This window comes from Methylobacterium sp. C1, assembly GCF_001854385.1.
Taxonomy (GTDB): Bacteria; Pseudomonadota; Alphaproteobacteria; order Rhizobiales; family Beijerinckiaceae; genus Methylobacterium; species Methylobacterium radiotolerans.
On record NZ_CP017640.1, the window covers coordinates 3,622,776 to 3,638,221 of the forward strand.

General features: G+C 70.2%; 11 protein-coding genes, 1 tRNA gene, 1 pseudogene and 1 riboswitch. Of the genes and pseudogenes, 5 read left to right on the forward strand and 8 right to left on the reverse strand.

The window, feature by feature from the left end:
* Window positions 1-27: 27 nt before the first annotated feature.
* Both BKE41_RS16855 and BKE41_RS16860 read right to left on the reverse strand, forming a co-directional pair.
* A complete protein-coding gene (locus tag BKE41_RS16855; RefSeq protein ID WP_029357731.1) occupies window positions 28-402 on the reverse strand; it encodes a restriction endonuclease in 375 nt (124 codons plus the stop codon).
* A gap of 15 nt (window positions 403-417) precedes the next feature.
* On the reverse strand, window positions 418-1,248 hold the full coding sequence (locus BKE41_RS16860) for an alpha/beta hydrolase (RefSeq protein ID WP_070999863.1): 831 nt from the start codon (window positions 1,246-1,248) through the stop codon (window positions 418-420).
* A 102-nt stretch (window positions 1,249-1,350) separates the two neighbouring features.
* Window positions 1,351-1,456: riboswitch (TPP riboswitch) on the forward strand.
* Window positions 1,457-1,527: 71 nt separating this feature from the next.
* Between BKE41_RS16860 and thiC the strand changes: the two genes are divergently transcribed.
* Together thiC and BKE41_RS16875 are read left to right on the forward strand one after the other, a co-directional pair.
* Window positions 1,528-3,414, forward strand: coding sequence for a phosphomethylpyrimidine synthase ThiC (thiC, locus tag BKE41_RS16865; RefSeq protein WP_012320131.1), 1,887 nt, complete (start codon window positions 1,528-1,530; stop codon window positions 3,412-3,414).
* Between the two features lie 620 nt (window positions 3,415-4,034).
* Window positions 4,035-4,373 carry a flagellar protein FlaG gene (locus BKE41_RS16875; protein WP_012320132.1) on the forward strand — a complete coding sequence of 113 codons (339 nt, stop codon included), beginning with the start codon at window positions 4,035-4,037 and terminating at the stop codon, window positions 4,371-4,373.
* Window positions 4,374-4,383: 10 nt separating this feature from the next.
* Here the strand turns inward: BKE41_RS16875 and BKE41_RS16880 are convergent, their stop codons facing one another.
* A complete protein-coding gene (locus BKE41_RS16880) occupies window positions 4,384-5,208 on the reverse strand; it encodes a class II glutamine amidotransferase (RefSeq protein ID WP_012320133.1) in 825 nt (274 codons plus the stop codon).
* A 118-nt stretch (window positions 5,209-5,326) separates the two neighbouring features.
* Window positions 5,327-7,096 (reverse strand): N-acetylglutaminylglutamine amidotransferase, encoded by a 1,770-nt coding sequence (locus BKE41_RS16885; protein ID WP_053621063.1) that lies wholly within the window; start codon window positions 7,094-7,096, stop codon window positions 5,327-5,329.
* Between the two features lie 253 nt (window positions 7,097-7,349).
* Between BKE41_RS16885 and BKE41_RS16890 the strand changes: the two genes are divergently transcribed.
* Window positions 7,350-7,424: transfer RNA gene (locus BKE41_RS16890), tRNA-Gly, on the forward strand.
* Between the two features lie 503 nt (window positions 7,425-7,927).
* Here BKE41_RS16890 and selB read toward each other — a convergent pair.
* The 4 genes and pseudogenes from selB to BKE41_RS16915 all read right to left on the reverse strand — a co-directional run bounded on the left by selB (window position 7,928) and on the right by BKE41_RS16915 (window position 13,512).
* The gene (gene selB / locus BKE41_RS16895) at window positions 7,928-9,913 is read right to left on the reverse strand and encodes a selenocysteine-specific translation elongation factor (protein WP_070999865.1); all 1,986 of its coding nucleotides are present in this window, start codon (window positions 9,911-9,913) and stop codon (window positions 7,928-7,930) included.
* Window positions 9,914-9,995: 82 nt separating this feature from the next.
* A pseudogene (locus tag BKE41_RS32610) lies at window positions 9,996-11,483 on the reverse strand (ABC transporter substrate-binding protein).
* 198 nt (window positions 11,484-11,681) lie between these two features.
* Window positions 11,682-12,152, reverse strand: coding sequence for a MarR family transcriptional regulator (locus BKE41_RS16910; RefSeq protein WP_070999868.1), 471 nt, complete (start codon window positions 12,150-12,152; stop codon window positions 11,682-11,684).
* Between the two features lie 613 nt (window positions 12,153-12,765).
* Window positions 12,766-13,512, reverse strand: coding sequence for a pirin family protein (locus BKE41_RS16915; protein WP_029357889.1), 747 nt, complete (start codon window positions 13,510-13,512; stop codon window positions 12,766-12,768).
* A 109-nt stretch (window positions 13,513-13,621) separates the two neighbouring features.
* On the opposite strand from BKE41_RS16915, the gene BKE41_RS16920 reads away from it, so the two are divergent.
* Together BKE41_RS16920 and BKE41_RS16925 are read left to right on the forward strand one after the other, a co-directional pair.
* The gene (locus tag BKE41_RS16920) at window positions 13,622-14,488 is read left to right on the forward strand and encodes a LysR family transcriptional regulator (RefSeq protein WP_029357887.1); all 867 of its coding nucleotides are present in this window, start codon (window positions 13,622-13,624) and stop codon (window positions 14,486-14,488) included.
* A gap of 167 nt (window positions 14,489-14,655) precedes the next feature.
* The gene (locus tag BKE41_RS16925) at window positions 14,656-15,279 is read left to right on the forward strand and encodes an isochorismatase family protein (protein ID WP_012321606.1); all 624 of its coding nucleotides are present in this window, start codon (window positions 14,656-14,658) and stop codon (window positions 15,277-15,279) included.
* Window positions 15,280-15,446 lie beyond the last annotated feature (167 nt).

The following is a 15,446-nucleotide window of genomic DNA, read 5'->3' on the forward strand; positions in this document are numbered from 1 at the left end:
GACGAACGCGCGGTAAACGCCGGCCGGTCAGTTGCTGCGCCGCGCCGACCGCCGCGCGCGGGTCATGCGCGTCGCCGCGTGGAAATCGTCGGGCTTGCCGCGGACCCAGACGAGGAAGCGCGCGATCTCCGGATCGGCGCGCAGCGCCTCGACGTCCGCGAGGCGCTTGGCGATCTCCGCCTCGCTGTAGCGGGCGTGGATCGCCGAGTGGCAGATCTGGTGCAGCCGGACCGTTCCGCGATGGGTCCCGCCCTTGAGCTTCGGCGTGAGGTGATGGAGGCTGGAGCGGGCGCGGCGCGGGATCGGGCGCTCGCAGAGGGGACAGACCGGGTCCGGCGGGCCCGGAACGCCCGGCGCGTCCGGATCCTCGGCGCTCCAGCGCTGCGAGCGCCGTCCGACCACGCGAGCCTCCCTCTCCTACCCCTGCTGGTCCGCCGGCTGCGGGCAGGCCGGACCGACGCGCGACCCGAACAGCGCCTCGGCCTCGCGATCCCGGATCCCGAGGATGGAGACGTGGTCCCCCGGGACCACGTCGATTTGGGCCCGGGGGCCGGCCGCCTCGGCGAGGTTCCGCGCCAGCTTGGCCGGCACGACCGTGTCGTCGCGGCCCTGCACGATCAACACGGGCGCCGTCCCACCGCGGATGCGCAGGTCCGAGCGGTACGTGTCGCGCAGGAGCCAGATCGGGGCTAGCGGGACATGCAGCCGCACGGTGTGGGTCATCGAGTCGAAGGGCGCCTCCAGGTACAGCCCGATCGCCGGCACCCGCTCGGCGACGGCCACGGCCACGGCGGCCCCGAGGGAATGGCCGTGGAGCAGGATCGGCGCGCCGGGCGCCCGCGCCCGCGCGGCCTCGACGGCCGCCAGCCCGTCGCGGATCAGCCCGTCCTCGCTCGGACTCCCGGTCGAGCCGGGATAGCCGCGATAGGCCACGGAGAGCACACCCCAGCCGCCCGCCCGCCAGGGCCCCGCGGCGAATCGCGCCGCGTGCGGCTCGGGGCGCGACCCGTTGCCGTGGAAGCTGACGACGACGCCGCAGCCCGGCCGCGGCGGCCGCCACAGACCGTGCAGGCTCTCGCCGTCGGGGGTCGCGACCGTGATCGTCGCGAGGCCGGGCGGGATCGTCCACGGGTTCTGCGGACCGAAGGCGCCCGGGTAGAGGAACCGCCGCTGCCCGAGCGCGAGCGCGGCGCAGGCCAGGCCGCAGAGCAGGAGCGCGGCGAGCAGGAGGCCGGCGAGGAGGCGCATGCGGTCTGGGAGAGCGAGGGCGTTCGGACGAACGGTTTCCGGGATGTGTTTTCTAGGGCGACGGGTCAGCATTGACAAAGCCGTCCGCGAGCCCGAGTCTGGAACCGTTCCGAGGGGGGCCCTGCAGAGGGCTGAGATTGGGCACGCTGCCCTGACCCTTGAACCTGATCCGGCTCATACCGGCGGAGGGACGGGAACCTGCGGTCGCCTCTCGCGCGACCTCATCTCATCTCGGCCATCGCGTGGACCGGACCGCTCCAGCACGAGGAGAGGCCCACGATGAACGCACCCGTTCTCCCGAAGGACGTGAAAGGCAGCCCCGAGACCGTGACCACGGGTCCGGTGACCGGATCGCGCAAGGCCTACGCGAGCCCGGCCGGGCGGCCGGACATCCGCGTACCCTACCGCGAGATCGTCCTCTCCGATCCGAAGGAGGAACCGGTGCGGGTCTACGACCCGTCGGGCCCCTACACGGAGACCGATGCCCGCATCGACCTCAATGCCGGCCTCCCCGGCGTGCGCGAGCCCTGGATCGCGGCGCGCGGCTACGCGTCCGTCGCCCCGCGCGCGGTGAAGCCCGAGGATAACGGTTTCGCGGGCGACAAGCTCGTGGCCCCCTGCCCGGCCGAGCGGACCGTCCGCAAGGCGGCCCCGGGCCAGATGGTGACCCAGTACGAGTTCGCCCGCGCGGGGATCATCACCGAGGAGATGATCTACGTCGCCCATCGCGAGAACGTCTGCCGCGAGGCGATGCTCGCGGGCGCCGAGGCCGCGCTCGCCGACGGCCAGAGCTTCGGGGCCTCGGTCCCGCCCTTCATCACCCCGGAATTCGTGCGCGACGAGATCGCCCGCGGCCGGGCGATCATCCCGGCCAACATCAACCACACCGAGCTGGAGCCGATGGCGATCGGCCGGAACTTCCTGGTCAAGATCAACGCCAATATCGGCAACTCGGCCGTGACCTCCTCGGCGGCCGACGAGGTCGAGAAGCTCGTCTGGTCGATCCGCTGGGGCGCCGACACGGTCATGGACCTGTCCACCGGCCGCAACATCCACAATATCCGCTCGTGGATCATCCGCAACAGCCCGGTTCCGATCGGCACGGTGCCGATCTACCAGGCGCTGGAGAAGGTCGGCGGCGACCCGCTGAAGCTCGACTGGGAGGTCTTCAAGGACACGCTGATCGAGCAGGCCGAGCAGGGCATCGACTACTTCACCATCCATGCCGGCGTGCGGCTCGCCCACGTGCCGCTGACCGCCCGGCGCGTCACCGGCATCGTCTCGCGCGGCGGCTCGATCATGGCCCGCTGGTGCCTCGCCGGGCACCGGGAATCGTTCCTCTACGAGCGGTTCGACGAGATCTGCGACATCATGCGGGCCTACGACGTCTCGTTCTCGCTGGGCGACGGCCTGCGCCCGGGCTCGATCGCCGACGCCAACGACGCCGCCCAGTTCGGCGAGCTGGAGACGCTGGGCGAGCTGACCAAAGTCGCCTGGGACAAGGGCTGCCAGGTGATGATCGAGGGCCCCGGCCACGTGCCGATGCACAAGATCAAGGTCAACATGGAGAAGCAGCTGAAGGAGTGCGGCGAGGCGCCGTTCTACACCCTCGGCCCGCTGACCACCGACATCGCGCCCGGCTACGACCACATCACCTCGGGCATCGGCGCCGCGATGATCGGCTGGTTCGGCACCGCGATGCTCTGCTACGTCACGCCGAAGGAGCATCTCGGCCTGCCCGACCGGGACGACGTGAAGACCGGCGTCATCACCTACAAGATCGCCGCCCACGCCGCCGACCTCGCCAAGGGGCATCCCGCCGCGCAGCTCCGGGACGACGCGCTCAGCCGCGCCCGGTTCGACTTCCGCTGGGAGGACCAGTTCAACCTGGGCCTCGACCCGGATACGGCGCGGCGCTTCCACGACGAGACCCTGCCGAAGGATGCCCACAAGGTCGCGCATTTCTGCTCGATGTGCGGGCCGAAATTCTGCTCGATGAAGATCACGCAGGACCTGCGCGCCGAGGTGCTGGCGATGGAGGAGGCCGGCGAGGTCGTGGGCGCGGCGCCCGCGATGTCGAAGGCCGAGGCCGAAGCCGGCATGCGGGCGAAGTCGCAGGAGTTCCTGGCCGAGGGCGGCAAGCTCTACGTCGACGCCGCCGAGTGAGGTGACGGCACGCCCGGTCCACTCAGGACCCGGGCGTGCCGCCGTACGGGACCTCGATACCGAGCATGTCGCCCGGGCGGGCGCATCCAGCCTCAAGTGGCTCCCCTCGGGCGGCCAGTAGGCGGTCGACGCGGCCTCGCACAGCATCCGCGTATCCCGATCCTGGACGATGCACTGGACCGGGCGCTGCGACTGCCCGCGCAGCGCGACGACGATGAAGCGGTCGCGGGAGACCTTGATCGGCCCGCGTCCGTGGATCGCGACGAGCCGCGCCGCGATCGCGCAGCGGTGCGCGCGGATGAACTGCGCGGGCGTTCCCGGATCGCCCGGCGCGCCGAGCGCCGCCGTCCCCGCCAGGACGAGCATCGCCGGCATCCTGGACAGGGCGTGCTCCACGTAGCGCTGTTCGGATCGCGGCCCCGTCCCCGGAAGACGAGCGGGACAGCGGCCGAGTCGGCGTCAGTGAAAAAGCAGCACGGATTTGTGTCGCGGCGGTAACGCGATGTTCATCGCGTCTCCGATCGCGCGCCAGCATCCGGTGGACCGGCAGGCGCCATTAAGGAACGATTAGGCAGGACCGCGCCTCAATCCTTCGATCACAGGATCGCAGGAGACCGGCGATGGAGATCCGAACGCTGACATCCACGACGCCGGGGCCGCAGGGCCTCGACGCGCTCGGAGCGACGGCCGCCGCCGCCGTGACCCAGCAGGCGCCCGAGCCCAAGACCCCCGCCAAGCCGCTCGAGCCCGCGGTGAAGCTCGACATCGGCACGAACGGCGGCAAGGCGCGCTACATCCAGGACCCGGACACGAGCTCGATCGTGTTCCAGGTGGTCGATCCGTCGTCCGGCAACGTGATCGACCAGCTCCCGAGCGAGACCGCCCTGCGCAATCGTGCCTACGATTCCGCCCGCAGCGCGGAGGGTTCGCAGAGCAGCAGCCTCTCCCGCGTCGCCTGAGGGCCGTCGCTCAGGCGCGCAGCCGGCGGACCGAGTCTTCGACCGGCGGCGCGGCCAGGCCGAACTGCGCCAGCGACAGGATCTCCACCGGCGCGTCCCGCCGCGCGACGAGGACGCTGTTCTCGGCGACCGTCGTCCAGGCGCCGTGGTCCCGGTCGAGCGGCTCCGAGGCGACCACCACGCCGTCCTCCGAGGCGCGGTAATAGAGCGAGTTCGCCTTGTCGTTCGCGGCGAACCGGAACGCGTAGAGATCGCGGCCGTCCGCCAGCGCCGCCGTGAACCGGAACGGATGCGCTCCGGCGAGGTCCGTGAGCCGCGCGAGCGCGCGCGCCGTCGCGTCGACCGGATCGCGGCGCGACCCCGGGCCCATCAGGCCGCAGCCCAGCAATCCCAGGAAGATCGCCTCGGAATCGGTGGTGCCGGCGCGCGACGGGTAGAGCTCGTCGGGGATCAGCGCCTCGACCGGCCGCCGCAGGCGGCTCCAGTCGCCGATATAGCCGTTGTGCATGAACAGCCACGGGCCGCAAGCGAAGGGATGACAGTTCGGCCGGGTGATCGGCGTCCCGGTCGCGGCGCGCACGTGCGCGAAGAACAGGTGCGAACGCAGGTGCCGGCACAGGTAGCGGAGGTTGTCGTCCGACCAGGCGGGCTGGACCTCGCGGTACCGGCCCGGCTCCGGGTGATCGCCGTACCAGCCGAGGCCGAACCCGTCGCCGTTGGTCGCCGCGGTCGATTCGAGCGCCGCGATGCTCTGCGAGACGAGGCTGTGGGACGGCTCGGTGACGTAGTGCTCCAGCGGGATGGTGCGTCCCGCATAGGCGATCCAGCGGCACATCGACGGGCTTCTCCGGGTGTCTGTCGGCCGGCTGATCCGGGACGATCGTGGACAAAGCGCGGCACCTTGAGCGCGCGGTCGATCACGATCTGTCGCGAAAGCCGTGCCGCGGCCCGTCTCAGACGCCGTGGGTCTGGAGCCAGCTCTCCAGAAGGGCCACCTGCCAGAGCTTCGAGTTGCCCTTGGGCGTCAGCGTGCCGTCGGGATCGGCGAGCAGGTGATCGACGTAGGCGCGGTTGAAGATGCCGCGCGCGCGCGCCTCGGGCCGGTCGAGGATCTCGCGGACGTAGTCGAGGAACGGGCCGCGGATGTGCTTCAGGGCGGGCACGGGGAAATACCCCTTCTTGCGGTCGATCACCTCGGCCGGGACAACCGCCCGCGCGGCTTCCTTCAGGATGTACTTGCCGCCGTCCCGGACCTTGAGCTCCGCCGGGATGCGGGCCGCCAGCTCGACGAGGTCGTGGTCGAGGAACGGCACCCGCGCCTCGAGGCCGCAGGCCATCGTCATGTTGTCGACCCGCTTGACCGGGTCGTCGACCATCATGACCTCCTGGTCGAGCTGCAGGGTCTTGTCGATGGCGCTGGCGCTCCGCGACTTCGCGAAGAAGGCGGCGATGTAGTCGGTGCTGTGATCGCCCCCCAGCATGTCGGGCGTCAGAGCCTCGCGCATCTCGGCGTGGTCGCGGTCGAAATACGCTTTCGCGTAATCGGCGACCGGGTCGGTCGAGCCCATCAGCTTGGGGTACCAGTGATAGCCGCCGAACACCTCGTCGGCGCCCTGCCCGCTCTGGATCACCGTCACGTGCTTGGCGACCTCCTGCGAGAGCAGGAGGAAGGCCACCGCGTCGTGGCTCATCTGCGGTTCCGACATCGCCGCGATCGCCGCGGGCAGCGCTTCCAGCGTCCGGGAGCCGTCGACCGCCAGCTTCGTGTGGTCCGTGGCGAAGGTCTCGGCGACGATATCCGAGTACTTGAACTCGTCGCCCTCGACGCCGTTCACCGCGTCGAAGCCTACCGAGAAGGTCTTCAGGCCCTGCTGCCCGCTCCGCGCGAGCAGGGCCACGAGCAGCGAGCTGTCCAGGCCACCCGAGAGCAGGACGCCCGTCGGGACGTCGGCGACCTGCCTGCGCTCGACGGCGGTGCCCAGGGCATCGAGAACGGCCTCGCGCCAGTCCGCCTCGGTCCGGCCGCGGTCGGCCTCGCGGGGTCCGATCGCGAGTGTCCAGTAGGTCGACGCGTGCTGCGTCCCGTCCTGCTCGATCGTCAGGATCGTCGCCGGTGCCAGCTTGCGCACACCCTTGAGAATGGTGAGCGGGGCCGGCACGCCCGCGTGCCAGCTCATGTAATGGTGGAGGGCGACCGGATCGATCGCGGTATCGACGTCGCCGGCCGCGAGCAGGGCCGGGAGCGACGAGGCGAAGCGGAACCGGGTTTTCGTCTCGCTGTAGTAGAGCGGCTTCACGCCCAGCCGGTCGCGCGCCAGCACGACCCGCCCGGATTCCCGCTCCAGGATGGCGAACGCGAACATGCCGGCGAAGCGCTCGACGCAGGCACGGCCCCAGGCATGATAGGCCTTGAGCACCACCTCTGTGTCGCTGGCCGAGAAGAAGCTGTAGCCCGCCGCCTCGAGTTCGGCGCGCAGCGCGCGGAAATTGTAGATGCAGCCGTTGAACACGATCGCGAGCCCGAGCGCCGGATCGACCATGGGTTGCTGGCCGGCCTCGGACAGGTCGATGATCTTGAGCCTGCGATGGCCGAAGACGACCCGGCCGGAACCGAGAAGCCCCGCGGCGTCCGGCCCGCGCGGTTGCAGGCATCCCATCATCGCGTCGACGGCGGCGGGGTCCGCCGGCCTGTCGAAACAGATCTCGCCGCAGATTCCACACATGATGTCAGCAGGGTCTCGGTCGGGCGCGACGCACGCTCCGTCGAGCGAAACGGCCCGCGCGCCGCGGCGTTCCGCCGATCCGGCCACGGCGCTGCGCCAGGTCCCGGTCCGACCGTCCGCGGATCGGGGCCGGGGACGACGGACCCGTTTGACGCCGTCGCCGTCGAACTGCTAGACCATGGCCGTACATGGGCGCACGGCGCCGTTCGGAGTTCGCGCTCCGCGACAGACCGTTTCCGTGCAGACCATGTCGGCGGGCGTAGTTCAGTGGTAGAACGTCAGCTTCCCAAGCTGAATGTCGTCGGTTCGATCCCGATCGCCCGCTCCAACTAACCTCTTGCTCATGCTACGGTTTCTCGTGCCCTGAGCGGTCGAGGTGTTCCCCATGTTCCCTATGGCGTTCCTCGCCGTTCCCCATGCTGCCGAGAAGCTGCTTCGGCTCGTCCGCGGTCTACTAGCGGGATTCAGCTTAGCGGTATGAGTGCCGTTTGATGTCGGCTTACTCATGGACAGCAGGGCAAACTGGACCAGACGGTGTGCCGTGACGAACTGGCCGGCACGCCCATAGGATTAAACTGCCGCGCTCAAGCCTCCCGGAGTGGGCGTTCGGCTCTGCGCCATGAGCGGACATCTGCTGACCGCCCGGTAGCAGACATTTAGTTTCAGGCGACCGTCCGTCCGGTGTCGACCCAACCCGGCCGTCAGACTTGTGTCGAACGAAACCCAAAAGCAGTCGTCAACGCGGGACGTGGGATAAATTGATGCACGCTGCTCTGTACGAGGGCGCGTTCCGGGACGCTTAAGCCGGAAACACGAGAAGCGCCCCCACCTTCATGCTGACACCCGCAGGTCCGTCGGAGCCGAACCCGGAGCCTCCAATGGCGAGGCATGCAGGTTCGCGGGGGCCAGGACGCGCCAGTCGGCCCGGATGCGCCGTCCTTCCGCGATCCGCACCGTGAAGCCCCTCTCGTCGAAGAACTCCAGAAGCGGCATGGTCATGTTACGCCCGATGCCGGCCGTGTCGCGGAAGCGCCCAACCGTCAGCAGGCCGTCGGGATGTTCCCGCGCCACCACGTCCGCGATCCGCGCCAGTTCGGCGACCACGTCGGGCAGCACGTAGTAGTTCTTCGAGATGCGCTGGAGCCATCCGAGGCGACCCACCTTGTCGAGGAGGCGGCGGAGATCGTCCGGCTCGCGGCCCAGGCGGTCGGCGAGGACGGCGAGGCGGGGCTGATCCAGGCCAGCCTCCTCCAAGACGGCCCGAACGGCCTCGTAGACGACGGCGTCGGCCGGACGCAGGCGCGCCGTGTGGCCGGGCAGGTGCAGGAGCGGGCCGCGCCGCATGACCTGACCCGTCCGCACGAGGCCATCGAGGGCGGCCTTGAGGGCCGGACGCTCCCCGGCCTCGACCGCCGACGCGATCTCGTCGCGGGTCAGGCCGGGGTTGTCGGGCTGCGCCATGTGCGTCCGGGCGAGGTCGGACACCGCCCCCGCGGCCAGCGCCGCGACCCGCGCCCCCTGGAACGCGAGCCGCGGGCCATCCTCCGCGACGACCGCCCCCGCAGCCGCGACGAGTGCATCGAGGGCGGCCGGGGGCAAGTTGCGCAGGCGGGCGAGGTGGGCGAGGTCGACCCCGGGCTTGGAGGTGGCGAGAAGTCCCCGGAGCGCGCGACCGTCATCCGCGGTGTCGAGGGCGGCGACGACCGCCCGGCGTGCCGGCGTCCAGGCACCCCGACGCGGTCCGTCCACGTCGATCACCCGACCGCCCCCGAGCGTGCGAGCGGCCGAGACGTCGCGCAGGATGAAGCGGTCCCCGGCGAGGGCGCCGACCTCGCGGTCGAGGGCGATCACCGCCCGGGCGGACGCGCCGGGCTCGACGGACCCGGCCCCGGGGAGGAGCAACCGTCCCGTCACCGCCGCCGCGCCAAGATGGAGATGCACCGGGGTCCGGTGGCGCAGGGGCAGAGCTTCGTGCGGCAGCACGCGCACGGAGACGTCGAGGCGGGTCGCCGGCCCGTGCAGATCCGGCGCCAGGACCCACGTGCCCCGGCCCACGTCGTCGAGGGACAGGCGAGGACCGGCCAGGTTCAGGGCGCAGCGCTCCCCGGCGCGCGCGGTCTCGGCCACTGCGTCGTGGACCCGCACGCCGCGCACCCGGACCTCGCGTGCCCCGGGCGAGACGAGGAGCCGGTCGCCCACGCGCACCGTGCCCGCATGCACCGCCCCGGTCACGACCAAGCCGGCACCGGGCACGGTGAAGCGTCGGTCGACGGCAAGCCGAAAGCCGCGCTCCGCATCTGCCGGGACGGGGGAGCCGGTCGCGGCCTCCAGCAGGCGGGCGAGGTCGTCGATGCCCCCGCCCGTCAACGCCGAGCAGGCGACGACCGGCGCCGCCGCGAGCCCCGTTCCAGCGAGGAGGGCGTGGATTTCCCCGGTCACCGCCGCGATACGGTCGGGATCGGCGCGGTCGGCCTTCGTCACCGCGACGACGCCGCGGTCGACGCCGAGAAGGTCGAGGATGGCGGCGTGCTCGCGCGTCTGCGGCATCACCCCGTCGTCGGCGGCGACCGCCAGGAGCGCGCAGGACACGCCGGTGGCGCCCGCGACCATGGTGCGCACCAGGCGCTCGTGGCCCGGCACGTCGACGAAGCCGAGCGGGACCCGCAGGCGACCGTTCGCCGGCGCGTAGGCGAAGCCGAGATCGAGGGTGATGCCCCTGGCCTTCTCCTCCGGGAGCCGGTCGGCGTCGACGCCCGTCAACGCCTTCACCAGGGCCGTCTTGCCGTGGTCGATGTGCCCGGCGGTCGCGACGATCATGCTGTCCCTCGACCGAGCGGCGTTGGAGGCGGAGGGCCGGCGCAGGTCACCCCGCGCCGGCATTCCCGTCAGTCCGGAGGCATCAACCCTTGATCCGGGTCTCGGCGAGTTCGGACATGCAGGTGTCGTAGGGTGTGAACGCCACCCGGTCCGACACCGCGAACAGGGTGAAGGGAGAGTACAGGAACAGGGCCTTGGCCTCGTCCTGCAGGTAGCGCTCCACCTCGCGCACCACCCCCTCGGTCTCGGTCTCCGGCGTATGCAGGAGCTTCTCGTAGAGGGCGTCGAACTTCGGATCTTCCGGACCCTGGCGCAGGGTCGCGTCCTTCCCGAAGAACTCCCGGTGCACGCACGCCACCGGATATTGCGGCGTCCAGTCGAAGTACCATTCGAGCTTGACGTCGAACTCTTCCGGCAGGTCGCCCCGGTCACTGACGAAGCGGCAGCCCAGGCCGACCTTGGCGAGGCACTGGCCAATCGCCTCGACCACACCCTTCCAGGCGGGGGACGAGACGATCACGATGTCCCGCCCACTCACCCCCGCCGCTTCGAGCGCCGCCTTCGCGGCCTCGGGGTCGTGCGGGAACGGGCTCATGCCAGGATCGGCGCCGTAGCGGCCGGGCTGGATGAAGGCCGGGATCACCGTGCCGTAGCCGTGCGCGCCGTGAGCGAGCACGAACTGCCGGTCGATGGCGAGGTTGAGGGCCCGCCGGGCCTCGGCGTGCCGCCAGGGCGAATCCGGACGGGTCTCGTTGAAGACGCCCGTCAGGATCGTCTTCGCGGTCTTCGTCTGGATCTTGCCGTGCTCACTGGCCGGGAAGGCGTGCGCCTCCTCCGGCGTCAGGTCGAACACCACGTCGACGCGGCCGTCACCGGCCGCCACCGACCGGATGCCCTCGGCCTTGCCGATCACGTTGTCGTAGACGATCCGGACCGTCGGCCTCCGGGCCGGGTTCCAGTACGTCGAGTTGGGCTCCATGACCACGCGGTCGGAGCGGCTATCGATGAGCGAGACGCCCTCGGTGAGCACGAACGGGCCAGTCCCCCACGGACCAGGCGCGTCGATGACTCACCAATGACCTTCGGCCGACCCCGTCTTCGGATCGACGAAACCCCACTCGTTCCAGAAGCGTGTCGACGGCAGGTGCATGCCGCGCAGCTTCATCAGAGCCGCGGAGTCCCCGCCTGGGAAGCGCATGCGGATGGTGCGCTCGTCCACTGCCTCGCAGGTCACGTCCCGAGCGAAGTTCAGGAAGGCGCCCGGCGGGTGCGGGTTGGTCCATTCCTGGACCTTGTCGAAGCCGAGCTTGAACATCGCCGTGTTGAACGGCTCGCCGTCCTGATAGACGGCGTCCCGCATCGTGAGTTCGAGGGTTTCCCCGTCGAGCCAGCGCCAGCTCTCGGCGAGGCTCGGCTGGCCGATGCCGTCGTGATCGACGCGGTTGGCCTCCTCCATCGTGTTCCAGGTGATGGAGAGCCAGTTCACCGGCGACGGATCGACCACCGTCACCGTGTTGTGGGACCCCCAGGGCTGTCCGCCCCCTGGGTCCCCGGTCGCTTGCGCGTCCATGTCTCCTCCTCGTGTTCGACCCGCATGGCGTGCGGGCACCGTCCGGCCCTTCGCGAGCCGACAGGTTGGAGGGCGCGTGCGTGCGCGCAGGCCCTCGATCGGTCCGCCAGGGTCGTCAGCCACGCCGGCCTCGAACCCTCGCGGTTTCAGTTCGCCCCCGTGGGGAGCCTCACCCGCACGCCTGCGCGCGGTGCATCCTCAACCCGTCACGTCACCACGGGCCGTGCCCGTCGCGGCGACGCGGTCGGCGAGATCCCTCAGTTCCTGGCGCAGGTCGGCGAGGTCGCGGTCGCCGAGGCCGGTGCGGCAGACCACGGCCTGCTGCGCCGTGGCGACCCGCTCCTCCAGCAGCCGGCCCGCCTCCGTCAGAGCGATGAGGACGACGCGCCGGTCCGAGGCGCGGGCCCGGGTGACGAAGCCCGCCCCCTCCAGCCGGTCGACCAGGGGCGTGATCGCGCTGGACGTGAGTTGCAGACGGGCGGCAAGGTCGTGCACCGCCGTCACGCCGTCCTGCCAGAGCGCCAGCATCACGAGGTACTGCGGATAGGTCAGCCCGAGTTCGCCCAAGAGCGGTCGATAGGCGCGCACGACCGAGTTCGTCGCGGCGTAGAGGGCGAAGCAGAGCTGGTCGTCCAGCCGTAGCCCGCGTTGCCCGGTCGATGTCGCCACTGACGGCCCTCCGTTCAGACGTTAATCATTCACGCGTGAACGACGTTGTCAACGGGCTGCCCGGTGTGCACGGGGACACGCGTCCGACGGGCCTGCTCTTTCTGCTCTGAGAGCGTCCGCATTCGCGAGGGATCGGCCGAAAGCAGACGGGCGCCTTTCCACCCATCCTTGTCATTCGAAGGCGTCGGCCGGCGCGACTGGAGCTGGCCGTAAGCGGCTCGTCCGCTTTGAGGCTTGAGAAGTGGGAGAGCAGACATTCGGTGCGGTTCAGGAGAAGGCGTCAAAGCGACCCCACTCGGACTTTAGGCGTGTCCTTGATGTACCCGAGCTTCTGACCCCTTGCAGACCTTCAAGCCTGCGAGCCCAGAACTCCGCTTGGTAGGAAGAAGCGGACCTATGAACGGCGGCCACGACATCAGCAGCTACGGGCACATTAGCGACCGACGGGTAGCAGGCATGTCAGTGCGGTTCACTACATGGTGGAAGGCTATGGGTCCGGCTCTCGACGCGCACCGGCCTCGCAACCGACCTCCACCGTTGCACCTTCCGCTGCGCGCGCCAGTCGAGTTCGATAATTCCATCGAGGGACACGACCGGCGCGCGGAACGCGCGATTAATCAGCGAGTACGTTCCCGCTGAACATGCCACCGCGGAAGACCGGTGCGCCCTGATCGGTCACGAAGAGGACGAGGTCGGCGTCGGAGCCGGCCAGCACCCTCCCGCCGTCCCCCTTGAGGTACGCCGTATCACCCGCCCGCAGCGTCAAGCCGCCGACCTCGACGTCGCCGCCGAAGACGTGGAGCAGGCGAACCGCATCGGGCGCCGGAAGCGGCGGCAGGGACAACGCTGCCCCGGCCGCAACATGCGCGTCGGAGACCCATGCCTGGGCTCGGACCTCCAGCGGCGCGCCCTCGGGCCCCGCGATGAGGCGCCACTTGCCGTGGCTCAACACCTCCCCGAAGTCGTGGAACTGGACCTTGGGTCCGAGGTCGGCCGCCCGCGGCCGCAGGAAGATCTGCAGTGCCTCGACCGGGCCGTGGTCCAGCATGCGCTCCTCGTGCTGGAAGGTGTGGCCGGCGTTCATCATCATGAGCCGCGTCGCCGTGATCTCCTCCGCGTTGCCGACCGTGTCCCGGTGAAGCATCCGCCCGGCCCGGACGTAGGTCAGGATCTCGTCGTCGCGGTGCGGGTGCATCCCGATGACGTGCCCGGGCGCCACGGTGGCGCGGTCGATCCGCCCGATGGCTCCCAGGCCGCTGTCCGAGCCTCCGAGGCTCAGCCCAGGGTGGATGATCTCGACGGCGAAGCCGCGGGCCGGATCGCCCTTCCGGTCGCCGCGCTTGAGCTTGGTCGCGTTCATGGTCGTCTTCGCCTCTCGGTAGGCCGCCTTCGCCGAGGAACGTAGCGTCGTCGTGTGAGGGACGGTATCGTCCAATCCGGGCAAGCTCCGTCCCGGGAAGCGGAACGCAATGGACGTGGACGACCTGAGGACCTTCGTGGAAGTCGCCGACGCGGGAGGGGTCTCGGCCGCCTCACGCCGCCTCAACTTGGCGAAGTCGATTGTCAGCCGGCGGCTTCTGCGGCTGGAGGCCGAGCTCGGAACACAACTCCTCGCCCGTACCACCCGGGGCGCGGCCCTGACCGAGGCGGGCACGACGTTCCGGGAACATGCGGCACGGATCTGCACGGAGGTAGACGCCGCGCTGGAGGCGGTTGCGGTTGGCGGCGAGCTCCGCGGCCTCCTGCGGGTTGCCGTACCCTCCACGTTCGGCCCGACGCACTTCGCGCCGGCCATCGCGGAGCTGACCCGTCGCCATCCCCAACTGCAGATCAACTGCCGCTACAGCGACCGCTACGTGGATCTCGTCACGGAAGGCTTCGATTGCGGCATCCGGGTCGGGTACCTGCCGGATTCGAACTTGGTCGCGCGCCGCATCGGGTCCTTCTCCGTGCGGCTGTTCGCGAGCCCGGACTATGTCGCCACGCACGGCGCCCCCGAGACGCCCGAGGACGTGCCCCGCCATCCCGCCGTGATGATCGCGACGGAAACCTGGACGTTCAGCGCCGGGGGCAAGCCGTACCCGGTCCGCCCGACGGGTCGCTTCAAGGCCGACAGCGCCATCGCCATCGCGGAGGCCACAGCCGCGGGTGCGGGTATCGCCGCCCTGCCCGATGTCATCGCGGAACCCTACGTCGCGGCCGGGACCCTGATACCGGTCATGCCGCGCTATGCGCTTCCCTCCATCGGGATGTTCGTCGTGCGCCCACCGGGGCAGCACTCCTCGCGCAAGGTTCAGGCGCTCACCGACCTGCTGATCGAGCGGTTCGGCCGGTAAGGCCCCCTTGCAGCGACAGGTGCCGCCCTGGCAAGCGTTCCGGCGGCGTTCCGGTTTCAGGGACGCAGAGTGCCGGAAGTGGCGGCTAGTGGCCCTTCTCATGGAACGGCATCTTCATCGTGCCGGGTGGCTCCGAAGCGGGACCATCCCCACCGAAGGAGAGCACCATGTCCTACGAGAGATTGACCGCAGAGAACGCCGCCGTCCTGTTCGTCGACCACCAGACCGGTCTCGCCAACGGCGTGCAGACCCAGACGCCCGCGGACTTCCTGAACAACGTGAAGGCGCTCGTCACCATCGCCCAGATCTATAAGCTGCCGGCCATCGTCACCACCAGCGCGGCCGACGGCCCGAACGGGCCGGTCTTGCCGGTCGTCGCCCAGGGCCTGCCCGACGCGACCGTCGTGCACCGGCCGGGCGAGATCAACGCCTTCGATAACGCCGACTTCGCCGCCGCCGTGAAGGCGACGGGCCGGAAGAAGCTCCTGATCGCCGGCATCTCGACGGAGGTTTGCGTGGCCTTCGCCGCACTCGCGGCCCGCGAGGCGGGCTACGACGTCTACGCGGTGCTGGATGCATCGGGCACCTGGAGCAAGCTCGTCGAGGAAGCGGCCGTCGCCCGCATGGTGCAGGCAGGCGTCGTGCCGATCACCTGGGTCGCGGTCGGCGCCGAGCTTCTCGGCCATTGGCAATCGGCCACCGGCGAGGCGCACGCCAGGCTGATGGGCGACCACCTGCCCTTCGCCGGCAACATCTACGCGAGCTTCCTGGCCGCCAAAGGTCAGGCGTGACCCGTTTCGAGGGACCCGGCCGTGCATCCCGCACCGGCCGGGCCCGTCAGAATGGATTGTTCCGCTCGCGACAACAATGAACTGCGGAGGTCGAGCATTCTCCCGACCCCCTGATCGCGTCACCTTGCCAATGTGGTTCGGGCTTCACCCGGACAGAAAGCAGGGAA